General features: G+C 46.0%; 11 protein-coding genes. 2 read left to right on the forward strand and 9 right to left on the reverse strand.

Annotation, left to right across the window (positions count from 1 at the left end; genetic code table 11):
- Positions 1-35: 35 nt before the first annotated feature.
- The 7 genes from ACSW3C_RS03155 to ACSW3C_RS03185 all read right to left on the reverse strand — a co-directional run bounded on the left by ACSW3C_RS03155 (position 36) and on the right by ACSW3C_RS03185 (position 6682).
- Positions 36-1511, reverse strand: a complete 1476-nt coding sequence (locus ACSW3C_RS03155) for a methyl-accepting chemotaxis protein (RefSeq protein WP_486560839.1) — start codon at positions 1509-1511, stop codon at positions 36-38.
- 191 nt (positions 1512-1702) lie between these two features.
- Positions 1703-2023 (reverse strand): flagellar protein FliT, encoded by a 321-nt coding sequence (gene fliT, locus ACSW3C_RS03160; RefSeq protein WP_486560840.1) that lies wholly within the window; start codon positions 2021-2023, stop codon positions 1703-1705.
- A gap of 29 nt (positions 2024-2052) precedes the next feature.
- Positions 2053-2454 (reverse strand): flagellar export chaperone FliS, encoded by a 402-nt coding sequence (gene fliS, locus ACSW3C_RS03165; protein WP_486560842.1) that lies wholly within the window; start codon positions 2452-2454, stop codon positions 2053-2055.
- Between the two features lie 60 nt (positions 2455-2514).
- A complete protein-coding gene (fliD, locus tag ACSW3C_RS03170) occupies positions 2515-4077 on the reverse strand; it encodes a flagellar filament capping protein FliD (RefSeq protein WP_486560844.1) in 1563 nt (520 codons plus the stop codon).
- Positions 4078-4092: 15 nt separating this feature from the next.
- Positions 4093-4461 carry a flagellar protein FlaG gene (flaG, locus tag ACSW3C_RS03175; RefSeq protein WP_486560845.1) on the reverse strand — a complete coding sequence of 123 codons (369 nt, stop codon included), beginning with the start codon at positions 4459-4461 and terminating at the stop codon, positions 4093-4095.
- 137 nt (positions 4462-4598) lie between these two features.
- On the reverse strand, positions 4599-5891 hold the full coding sequence (locus ACSW3C_RS03180) for a protoglobin domain-containing protein (RefSeq protein WP_486560846.1): 1293 nt from the start codon (positions 5889-5891) through the stop codon (positions 4599-4601).
- An 83-nt stretch (positions 5892-5974) separates the two neighbouring features.
- The gene (locus tag ACSW3C_RS03185; protein WP_486560847.1) at positions 5975-6682 is read right to left on the reverse strand and encodes a gamma-glutamyl-gamma-aminobutyrate hydrolase family protein; all 708 of its coding nucleotides are present in this window, start codon (positions 6680-6682) and stop codon (positions 5975-5977) included.
- Positions 6683-6851: 169 nt separating this feature from the next.
- Between ACSW3C_RS03185 and ACSW3C_RS03190 the strand changes: the two genes are divergently transcribed.
- The gene (locus tag ACSW3C_RS03190) at positions 6852-8816 is read left to right on the forward strand and encodes a methyl-accepting chemotaxis protein (protein WP_486560848.1); all 1965 of its coding nucleotides are present in this window, start codon (positions 6852-6854) and stop codon (positions 8814-8816) included.
- A 47-nt stretch (positions 8817-8863) separates the two neighbouring features.
- Here ACSW3C_RS03190 and ACSW3C_RS03195 read toward each other — a convergent pair whose 3' ends face one another.
- Positions 8864-10465 (reverse strand): gamma-glutamyltransferase family protein, encoded by a 1602-nt coding sequence (locus ACSW3C_RS03195; RefSeq protein WP_486560849.1) that lies wholly within the window; start codon positions 10463-10465, stop codon positions 8864-8866.
- A 252-nt stretch (positions 10466-10717) separates the two neighbouring features.
- Between ACSW3C_RS03195 and ACSW3C_RS03200 the strand changes: the two genes are divergently transcribed.
- A complete protein-coding gene (locus ACSW3C_RS03200; protein WP_486560850.1) occupies positions 10718-11809 on the forward strand; it encodes a thermonuclease family protein in 1092 nt (363 codons plus the stop codon).
- Positions 11810-11832: 23 nt separating this feature from the next.
- Here ACSW3C_RS03200 and ACSW3C_RS03205 read toward each other — a convergent pair.
- A partial coding sequence (locus ACSW3C_RS03205; RefSeq protein WP_486560851.1) for a hypothetical protein occupies positions 11833-12051 on the reverse strand: 219 nt, incomplete at its 5' end.

Raw genomic sequence — 12051 nt, forward strand, 5'->3', positions numbered from 1 at the left:
AAATGTAGAATTAATTATCATTTCTGACACTCTTACTAACTCGTTAGCCGATTCGTTCTCTCCATCGTGCCAACTAATGTTTCCACAACATGCTCATTATCGGCTACCGTCGTATGGATGGTGGCATTCACTTCCTCCAGCGTTGCGCTTGACTGTGCCAGCAAATCGGCGAATTCCTTCATCATATTGCCAATGGCAGTCGTTTCATTCCCAATTCCCTTCATTTTGGAATCAAACCTTACAAATTGCCCATGGAACGTCTCTAACGTGTCGTGCATCCCCTTGATACGATTTTCTGCCTGTAATGTCACCTGTACTTGAGAATATAGTTTTTCCGTGCTGTCTGCCAATGCCGTGCGGGATTGTCCATTCACCTTGTTCACATCCGCTAAATTCTTATTAATTTCCGACAAGGTTGCAGCGGTCATGGAAGCGAGCTTGCGGATTTCTTCAGCCACAACGGCAAACCCTTTCCCATGGATTCCCGCCCTCGCTGCTTCAATGGAAGCATTCAGTGCCAACAAATTGGTCTGTTCCGTTATCGTTGCAATGGATGTTGCCAGCTGATTCGTTTTTCCGATATTGGCCGTCAGCGAATCGAATGAACCATGTAAAGCATCAAGGGTCGTCCCAACCGACTCGATGCCGGAGCAGACGCTTTGTACGACTGCCACAATGTCATTGGACTGTTCTTGCAGCCTTAAAGAAGTTTCACGCATAGTCCCGCTTTCCCTCTGCATCTCCATTACTTCGCTGTTCATCCGTTCTGCATTGCGTGCAATCGCCGTAATTTCGGTCGCTTCCTGTTCTACGGAACCTGCGACCGAATCCATAATTTCGAGCAGCTCGTGTTGCGCCGCCAAATGCCGCTTTGCCGTTTCTCCAATTTCATTCAAATCAGCCGCCACCAGCCCGACTTCTGCATTTAACTTATGATGTTTCCGTTCTTCCTCTTCCGCCCGCAACTTTTGCTCAGCGGTAAATTTCCCTACTTGCAGTTCCAGTTTTTTCGCCTGCCTAATTTGGATTAACAACCCAATGCCAAGCAGCAGAAAGACGAGAATTAAACTTCCTTTGCTCGCCGCCAACTGTTCCTGATATGGATAGCGGCTTAAAAAAGTAACAAGCACAAGAAGCGCTAGCGTAAACCCGTACCCCATAAGTCCAATGGACACATGGACACTCGTGATGCCGACAATAAAGAATGCGATACCCGCTGTGGCAATAGATGGATCGCCAATCCACCCATTAAAAAGCGCGGCGCCTGCCGTGCATCCGATAACGACCCATGGAAAGATGGTTTCCATCCCTCTGGAACGGCTGGCTAATACGTATACAATGACCGCAACCGTGACCGGTAACGCCATACTGATCGTTTTTAACGTGTCCTGTCCGGTCAATAAATAATACAGCGTTCCAATAAAACTGGATGCGCCAAGCGTCGCAAACAAAATGAAATTTTTCTTGCCATATTGCTCCCTGTGAAGGGCCTCCCCTATTTCCATTGCCATCATTGCCATCCCCCTTACCATATGATCCACACTCCGGTTTCAATGCCCCTAGTATGTCTATCGTATCATCGGTGAATGACCATTCATATAGTCAGTTACTCCCATTAACATTTAAAAAACGGGTGTCCTAGGAGGCACCGTGAACAAAAAAGACTGCGCCCTTGGATAATCCAAGTCGCAGTCTCGCTATTTTATTGCTTTGTATCATAGAACCTGCCGTCACGTGTCACTTTCCCATAGGGATTAACATAGTTTTTCATATGCTCTTTCTTGGATTGCGTTGCCGAAATATCTGCACGGATCCGTTTGGAATACAAGGTGAGCGATTGAAGAACCTGCTTCTCTAAGGCGACCAAATCACGTCCTGCTACTTCTTCCTCCGGCGTAAAAGGAGGGAACATTTCTTTTTGCAATATATCGCGCTCATCGAGCAGCCGTTCCACTGTCTCAATGACAGCATCCCGCTTATCTTCCTCCAGTTGAGCAGTGGCGAGCAGAAGCTCTTTCGACACATCCTGCCACCGCAACATCGCCGGCCGGATCATACTTCATCCGTGTGGGCATATTGTTTTTGCCGGTTAATTTGAATAACCTGCTTCCACGTATCGCGGAATTCCGTAATGATGGAAGCCGCTTCGTCATAGTAGCCCACATCATTTTTAATATTCGCTTCCAAGAGACGATTATTGACAAATTCATACAAAATCATCATATTTCCAGCAACCGGTACCGAAGTATCCAGCGTCACCATCAGTTCTGAAACGATGGCCTGTGCCTTTTGCGTCGCCATATTCTTCTCTTCGATATTCCCTTGATCCAATGCTTTTTTCGCCTGTTGAATAAATTTCAAACAGCCATTATATAACATCAACGTCAACTCACCAGGCGTCGACGTATTCACCGAATTGTTCTGATACGTTGCATATGGATTATTCATTGCCATTATTGCTTGTCTCCTTTAGAGGGATTCCTAGAGAAAAGGAATACATTATTTCACTAGTACTTACTGTCCACCAAACATATTCATCATGTTCGCCGATTGCGCATTCGCCCGCTGGATTGCATTCTCCATTGCGGTGAACTGCTTCCAGTAACGATTTTCCACCATTTTCAGCCGATCTTCAAAGCGTTCGATTTGCTTGTTCATGTCGTCTAGGGTCCGGCCTAACAAAAATGTCTTGTTAACTGATCCGGCCTTACCAGCCCTATCCGCAATTGATTTCTGGGTAGCATCAACAGCCTCTCGCAACTGACGAGCTAGACCGGTCGTTTCTTTACCATCTTCGCCTTTACTTGTTTCCTTTGCGAATAGTTGATGGACCGCATTCGGATTTTCAGCAATAGCTTTCTTTAGGTCTTCTTCTTTAATTACTAACTTACCATAATCCAAGTAATCGGATGATGTCGTTATACCAATATCCTTCAGGGTCATCTTCTTGCCATTGACTTCTACCGAGGTCATCAAGGATGACCTCATTTTATTTAGTAAACTGGATATTTCGGAATCATTGCGGAGAGTCCCGCTTTTTGCCTTCTCCTCCCAAAGCTCGATTTCTTTTTCCTTCATCTCCGACTTCTGCTCAGCACTAAGAGGCTGATAAGAACGGTATTTGGGCTCACGTATCTTTTTGTTAAGCTCTTCAATTAATTTATTGTAGTCATCAACATATTTGACGATTGATTCAAAAATTTTGTCAGTGTCTGGTGAGGAATTAAAGGAGACAGGTTTTCCGCCTTCAGCTACCTTATATTTCTCCCCATCTTTCAACGGCAGACCATCAATGTCTAATATTAACGGTGATGTAATTCGCTTCAGAGTTAATTCAAACCCGTTAATTTGAAAGGTATTTGATGATCTTTCTGTTTGCAGCCCATTAAATGTGAAAATTGCATTTTGTCCTTTTTGCTTATTAATCCCAACATTTTCTCCTGTATGAATATTTAGGGCAGAAGCCAATTCTCCAGTCACTTCAATTTCACCTTCGCCACTTTTCTTTGCAGACATTGCTATTTTACCGGTGTGTTGGTCGTAGAAAGCAGTAACACCAGTTTTCTCATTAATTTGGGCAAGAACTGCACCGATTGAATCTTGAACTGAAACAGTCAACTTGGTAAAGTCTTTTTCACCCGGCGCCTTTATCTCCAAAGTGATAACCCCTGAACTTGGAATTCCTATTCCTAACTCAGACATTTTTTTTGTGTTTACTTGTTCACCTGTCAGCTTTTCCTGTCCAACTTGTCCACCCTGCAATGTTGCATTCTTTGCTAACTGATGCACTTCAATCGTACCCGAGAACTCGGTTGAAGAACTGATGTTTTTGATGGCTACTTCATCTGAAGAAACAGTCACATTCTTCTTTGTAAAATTGGTCGACATAATCATATTATCAAATGTATTATTGTAAAAATCAAACAGCTTCCGGTTAACCCCCCGGTAGTCATCCAACTGCCACTCAAGATACTGCTTCTTCTGTGTAATTTTATCCAACGGAATCCGTTGTGCCTTCATCAGGTCCTTAATAATCTGTTCTGTATCCATTCCGGATGCTAATCCACCAATTCTCATATCGTTTGGTCCCCCTTAAATCTTGTGGTCGATGAGTAGTCCGACAAATTCCTTCATGGCGGCGTAGATGTCCATGAGTTTCTTGGAAGGGATTTCGCGGACGACTTCGTCTGTTTTTGAGTCGACGATCGTTACGTAGTATTCGTTCAGTTTGTCATGGAGTTTAAAGCGCAGTTGTGTGTTGACGCTCTCCAGAAAATTGTTCATGCTGTCCGTCATTTGCTGTGCTTTTTCAACGGGCAGTGGCTGTTCGTTGCTGGCTCGTTCCTGTACTTGTGCGGAGATGGCTTGCACTTCCTCCACCATGAAATTTGTTTCTGGCGCTGCACTTTCTGCACTCGGCCCAATTTGCGGCACGGTGCCTCCTCCAATGCGTCCAACCATAATCCCAATCCTCCTGTACTTGTGAACTTCGTTATTGTATGTATCGGTTTGTTTTGCATGAAGTTGAGGGAACGAACAGGAAAATTGACTTTTCTTCTCGATCACGGCCAAAAACCCGAGGCCTGGTTCGCATCGGGTTATAATCGGCTTGCGGTTTCGTTCAGTTCTTCGACAGTGACTGCGATGTTCTCGATGACGGCTTGATACTCCATCATCTCGTTCAATAGCATTTCAATGGCCGCTGTCGTGTCCTCCACCAGATGCAAGTTCTCGTCCATTCCCGCGATGATTTCGTTGAAGATCCCCTTCGTTTGTCTAGAGCTTTCCAATCCAATATCCATCTGTTTATCTGCCATGGTTAGCGTCTGAACCATACCGTCGATGAACCGATGATTTAGGCGGATTAACTGGATCATGCGGAAGATGGACTCTCTTGTTTCATCCGAAAGGTTCCGGATTTCCTTTGCGACTCGTTCGTTTTTCAAATCTCTTGGAATAAATGGGACGGCTTCGGCCTCTACCCGAAGGGCCAATAAATTAATGTTGTCTGTTATCGTCTTTACAATATCAATGATTTCTACAACTTCCCATGACGATTCTTTCACTACTCTGAACAATTGCTGCACATCAGAAATGCGTGATTTGATCTGTTGCATTTCTTTCCCCAGTCGCTGGGACTCTTCCCGCCCCGCCACTGCCAATAGCTGTGTTGCTGACGAATTTCTTTCGGACTGTTCCATTGCGCTGGTTGCCTGCTCCCCTTGCTGTTTCACTTTTCTCATGGCCAGCTGGACATTTTGACTGATCACTTGCAGGTTCTGGCTTGTCGTTCCGATGTCTGTTTTGATTTCCTGATTCACCCTGTCATTTTCGCTTTGAATTCCCTGGACGGATTGCGCATGGTATTCACTTAAGATCAGCTGCTGCTTCAAATTGAAGACCTTCAGCAGGACCCGAATGTAGTGACTGGCATCCTCCCGATTCACCATCATATTGGAAATCAAATCGACTAATCCATTTTGTAGCATGTGAAAAGACGCCCAATACCATTGCGGCTGCATGCCGTTTTTATCTCGAACTTTCCCTGCGATCAACTTCTTTCGAAATTCATCTTTTTCGAAATCCCCATTTAGCATATCTTTTATCTGATCCGTCAATTTCATCGTCAATACTTCCATCGAACAATTTTCTTCTATGAACTCCCCGACATCCGGAATGCTTTGGAGCTTAGTAACGAACTGCATGAGAACCTCATCTAAATAGGGCTCTAATAGGACACCAAGCTGCTTAATTTCCTTTAAATCCGACTGTGAAAAACCAACCACGTCAAAATGATGATCCATTCCATTGAAATCGGGCACCCACTTTTCTATCTCACCAGACCCTTGTTTATCCCACAATCCATCTGAAAGCCGATCGCTTATCTTCATCCGTATCTCCTCTCGAAAATCATACTTCTTACGTTATTCATCGACTAATTATTAGGATAGTTGAACTAATTCACTGGAATTCTTTACAGATTTGAACACTTTTTAATAAAAACTTCAAATATACGCTGGGAAACTGGGTCTCCAGATGCATGTAACTCTTCTGGATGCCATTGAACACCGAGGACAAACTGGTGCTTTGCACTCTCCATTGCCTCAATCACTCCATCTTTTGACTGACCCGTTATCACAAAAGGGCTAGCCACATTGCAGACAGCCTGATGATGAAATGAATTCACACGTATTTCATTCCTCGCGGCAAGTTGGTGCAATATACTATCCTTTGTAAGCGTAACAGAGTGAGAAGCATGGCTTTTGGCAGCACATTGTTTATGCTGGATCAATGGCCCCGCATGCTGGGCTGTTAAATCTTGATAGACGGTTCCTCCGCAGACGATATTCAATAGCTGCATCCCTCTGCAAATCCCTAAAATCGGCTTGTCTTCATTCAGAAACTGCCGTGCTAGAGCCATTTCCATCTCATCGCGTTCAGGCGTTACCTTGCCGAGATTCTCGTGTGGTTCTTCATCAAACAAATAAGGATCTACATCATCCCCTCCTGACAGCACTAACCCGTCCAGTGCTTCCTCAATTCGCTTCACATCCTGTCCAATCCCTGCTGGAACGAGAAGCGGCACCCCCCCTGCTTGAATAATGGCATGTATGTACGCATCATGAAGAAATTGTTTTGGCCCTTCTGTCAGATCCGTCGTGATTCCTATTAGTGGTTTCATTTGTGAATCAACTCCAATCCTTTTTACATGAGTATATGTTGACTTGCTCGCATATCAGCACTGTAGAGGGCATTTCAAAATGGTATATTTTACAACTCCTATAACTATTCAAACTTGATCATGGGATGACGAAATAATAGAGTACCTACTTTTAGAAAGGGATTGTCCTATGTTCAAATCCATTAAAATGAAAATTACTTTTACTGTTGCTCTACTATTTATTTTGGGCATCTTCCTCATGACTTTTATGACGAATGACCAAGCGAAGAAGCAATCATCTGTTAACATGATCCAGTCTAGTTCGCCCATTGTGGAAGAAATGGGCTATGGCATCACCAATTATTTATTGCAATATGAAAAGGGATTGGACTTCCTTGCGAATTCAGCAGACGTACTACATAACGATGAATCCGCAACGATGGAACATGCATTTTCTCAATTTCTGACTTCCTATCACGGCGCGTCTGCTGTGTATTTCGCATCAACTGAAAAGGATCTGACAATCGTTCCCCACAGTGATCTCGGTGACGGCTTTGATCCAACTACCAGATCGTGGTATCAAGAAGCCGCTGCTTCTCCGCAAACAATTCATTGGTCTGAGCCTTACTTGGACAAAGCCTCAGGAAATTTTGTCATTACCGCCTCGAAAGCGGTTGTTCTCCAAGACAAGTTGGTTGGCGTTGCAGCTCTTGACATCCAACTGGGCGCTGTCCAAGAGGAACTTTCAAGTGTTGATCTTGGCTATGGAGGCTACCCCGTGCTGTATGATCAAACCGGGACCGCCATTTCTCATCCGACCAAAGCCGGTGAGAATCTAAAGGATCTTCCTGACGTTCAAGCACTCTATGAAAAAGAAGCTGGTGTAACTCGTTTCACTGATGAAAAAGGCGTGCAGCAGATTAACGTCTATACGACAATGCCTGTGTTCGGGTGGAAAGTAGGTGCAGTTTATAAAGAAAGTGAAGTATACGGACTGGCGACATCCTTGCGCAATTCGATGCTCATCATCGCGGCCATCACATTAGCCATCATATTGTCCGCACTATTTTTCACGGTACAGCGGATGACAAAACCGATCGGCCTATTACGCACGTTAATGGATACAGTGGCAAAGGGTGACTTGACTGTAAGGTCTGAGAGTCAAACAAGAGATGAAATTGGTGAACTCAGTGCTAACTTTAACACAATGATTGATCAGATGAATTCCATCATCTCGGTTGTCCGTTCCACCGCTGGAAACGTCCGGTCCAGTTCCGAAAATCTAAGTGCAGTAGCTGAGGAAACAAGTGCATCCAGTGCGGAAGTGGCCCATGCAGTGTCCGAAATCGCAGGAGGCGCGGCAAAATCAGCCGAAGACTCTGAGATGGTGGCGGAACGGGCGGAAGGTCTTGGGATGCAAATCAATGAAATTATTAAGAAGGCAGAAATGATGTCTCAAATCGCCGATCAGACGAAATCAATGAATGAAAATGGACAAGTTCAAATGATTGATTTGAACAATTCCTTTACATTATCCGCGGACCAGTTACGTGCAATGGTCGAGGGATTCAAAGAACTGAATGTCAAAGTAGAAGCAATTGGCGGCATTATAGATACAATTACAGACATTTCAACCCAAACGAACCTCCTCGCCCTCAACGCCAGCATTGAAGCGGCAAGGGCTGGTGAACACGGAAAAGGGTTTGCCGTTGTAGCAGAAGAAGTCCGCAAGCTGGCTGAACAATCTTCAAAGGCCACAGACGAAGTGAAAAATGTGATTCAAGGACTGGTGGACGGTTCACAAAGCACGTCCAGACAATTACAAGAAACAATCGCCGCATTCAAACAACAGGGAGGCGTCGTCCAAGAGACCGAGTTGACATTCAATCATCTCTCAAGCCTCATGGAAACGATGCAGACCTCTATCCATTCCGTTTTAAACGAAATTGAGCGAGTTGCCCTGTTGAAAGACGAAGTGGCACAAACGATTCAAACAATGGCAGCGACAGCCGAAGAAACTGCCGCAGCCTGTGAAGAAGTGAGCGCTTCAACAGACGAACAGTTGCGAGCCATTCAAACAGTGACAGATTCAGCCGTCACCTTGACGGAATTGAGTGAAGAGCTGAATATAGCAATCGAACGTTTTACAGTGTAAGAGAAAAGCGTCAGTGACAACGATGTCCTGGCGTTTTCTTTTTTTATTCACCAAACCGCAATCGTCCCGTCCGTCCTCGATTCCGTTCCGCCTGCGAGCACGCCTGTCTCCGGATTTCGCCAAATGATTTGGCCACGCCCGAACGAACCGTTGTCTAGCGTCGGTACAATCTCATGGCCAAGGCGGGTAAGCGCCTGCGCCAAATGGTTCGGAAAATTCGGTTCGACATGGACTTTATTTCCTTCAATCCACTGCCAGCGAGGTGCGTCGAGCGTCGCTTGCGGATTCAGTTCATAGTCGATCGTGTTGATCACGACTTGAAAATGCCCTTGCGGCTGCATGAAACCGCCCATGATCCCGAATGGACCGATTGCCTGTCCATTTTTCGTTAAAAATCCAGGGATGATCGTATTGAACGAACGTTTGCCTGGCTTCAGCACATTTGGATGGCTCGGATCCAGCGAGAAGTCGACACCCCGGTTCTGCAGCGCGATGCCCGTTCCTGGCACAACAATGCCGGAACCGAATCCCATATAATTCGACTGGATGAACGACACCATATTCCCCTCTTCATCCGCTGTAGCCAAGTAAACCGTACCACTTTTCGGCAAATCATATGGCTCGGGCACTGCCGCGCGGTCCGTAATGAGCTGCGCACGCTTTTTTGCGTACTCGGTTGATAATAAATGCTCCACGTCAACGGGCATATCCCTTTCTTCCGTTATGAACGCCTTCCCGTCAACGAATGCCAGCTTCATCGCCTCAATCTGTTCATGTAGTGTTTTCACGGTATTTGGAACAGCCGGGCTTAATTCAGAAAAAATATTGAGTGCCATCAGTGTCACAACACCCTGGCCGCTCGGAGGAATCTCCCACACATCGTACCCTCTGTAGTTTGTCGATATCGGTTTAACCCACTCCACTTCATACTTTGCGAGATCGGATTTTCGCAAATAGCCGTTATGGCCCGCAACATGAGCATCGATTGCATCCGCCAATTCGCCAGTATAGAAGGCATCGGCATCTGTTTCACCAATCAATCGAAGTGTCTTCGCATGCCCGGGCGACTTCCACAAGTCCCCTGTCGCAGGCGGATGCCCATCAGGGGCAAATGTTTTGAACCAATCGTTAAATTCATCGGAATCCTGCGCCTTGAATTTGTTGTAAGCTATGCGCCAGTATTTGCCGAGAATCGGCGTGAGCGGGTAACCTTCCTCCGCATAACGAATGGCCGGAGCAAGCGATTCGATAAGAGGAAGGTTTCCAAAACGTTTTGCCAGCTCGGCCCACGCTTTCGGTACGCCAGGCACCGTAATAGGTGTGAATCCGTATGTTGGAATCTTTCCATACCCCGCTTCTTTCATTGCTTCCAGTGTCAGTCTTTCAGGTGCAGGACCGGATGCATTAAGGCCATGCAATTCATCTTTCATCCAAACTAGTGCAAAGGCGTCTCCCCCAATTCCATTTGAAGTCGGCTCCACTACAGTCAACGCCGCCGCAGTCGCAATTGCGGCATCTATCGCATTCCCGCCTTTTTGCATAATCTCGATTCCTGCTTGCGCGGCAAGTGGCTGCGACGTCGCGACCATCCCTTTTCGGGCGAAAGCCGCATGGCGAATTGTCGAGTACGGGTTGTATAAGTAGTCCATTTGAAATCCCCCAGTGACAGATGAAATGTTTAGATTATTTTAATTATAAAGGAAAATATAGCAGGTTGATATAGTTTATTTTCGACTTGCGAATTATTTTAGCGAGCGAATTAATAAAGGCGCTTCCCTGAAAATACCAGAGATATTTTTCTATCTCTTGTCTCATTCTAATATGTTTTCTTGCTATAATGATAGGCGGATTTAGGAAAAGACTTTGTAAATCTATTAATTTCTTTACTGGAGGACGGAATTTTGAAAGGTTGTTTAACAGTTTTAGCAGTACTCTTGTTCATTGGCTTGTTATTTAAATTCCCCGCATTCTTTCTCGGTGTAGCAGTTGCCATTTGGGGATTCGCACTCATAAAGAAGCAAAAAGAGGCCGGACGGAAAACAAAAACAGCGCCGGCAATAGTAATTATAGGAGTAGCGGTTGCATTAACAGGATGTGTCGGTTCATTCGATGACGAATCGGCAGAAAAATCCGAGACGCCGCAAGTTGAAAAGGAATCACCGAAGGAGACAGCTCCAGATCAGGTGACATCCGAAAAACCGACAGAGGAAAAAAAGCCGGAAAGCGACAAGAAAGTCCCAGTTGCAGGAGGAACCGCGACCGAAAAGAAACCGGCTACCACAAGCAAACCAGCACCTGTAAAAAAGACGGATACCGCAGGGACAACAGAAAAAATCCCCGTCACACTCGTGAAGACAGTGGACGGGGACACGATCAAGGTGCGCTATAACGGAGAGGAAATCAATATTCGCTATCTATTGATCGACACGCCGGAAACAAATCACCCGCGTCTAGGCAAGCAGCCATTTGGCGAAGAAGCGAAAGAACGCAACCGGCAATTGGTCAATAGCGGTAAGCTCACAATAGAATTCGATATCGGTGAACGATACGACAAATACGACCGTCTGCTGGCCTACGTATACGTAGACGGAAAAAGCGTCCAGAAAACATTGCTCGCAGAAGGCTTAGCACGTGTAGCGTACGTCTACCCGCCAAACACCCGCTACCTTACGCCATTTGAAGAAGCACAAGCAGCAGCCAAGAAAAAAGGCCTCGGCATCTGGTCCGTTGAAAACTACGCGACCGACTCCGGATTCAACAGCGACGCAGTCGCCACAACAAAACCAAGCAATCCACCTGCCAAGAAACCAGCTGCACCCGCCGCAACGAGCAAACCGGCTGCCACACCAAGCACGAGCAGCACAGGCGGAAGCGAATGGTTCCAAAACTGTACAGAACTTCGCAAGAAATACCCGAGCGGTGTCCCTCAAGGACACCCAGCTTATCAGGCGAAGATGGATCGGGATAAGGATGGTTATGCTTGCGAGAGGTAAGTAGGATGATTTTTCGTTGGCTGCTAGCCAGGAAATTTCGGGAGAACCGCTCGATTATGTCCGCGAACCACTCGTATATCCGGTTGAGCGCTCGAATACGTCCACGAACCACTCGTATAGCTGGCCGAGCGCTCGTATATGCCCGCGAACCACTCGTATATCTGGTTGAGCGCTCGAATACGCCCGCGAACCACTCGTTTATCCGGCTGAGCGCTCGAATACGCCCGCGAACCACTCGTATA

It is taken from the genome of Sporosarcina sp. AD_1 (genome assembly GCF_057373025.1).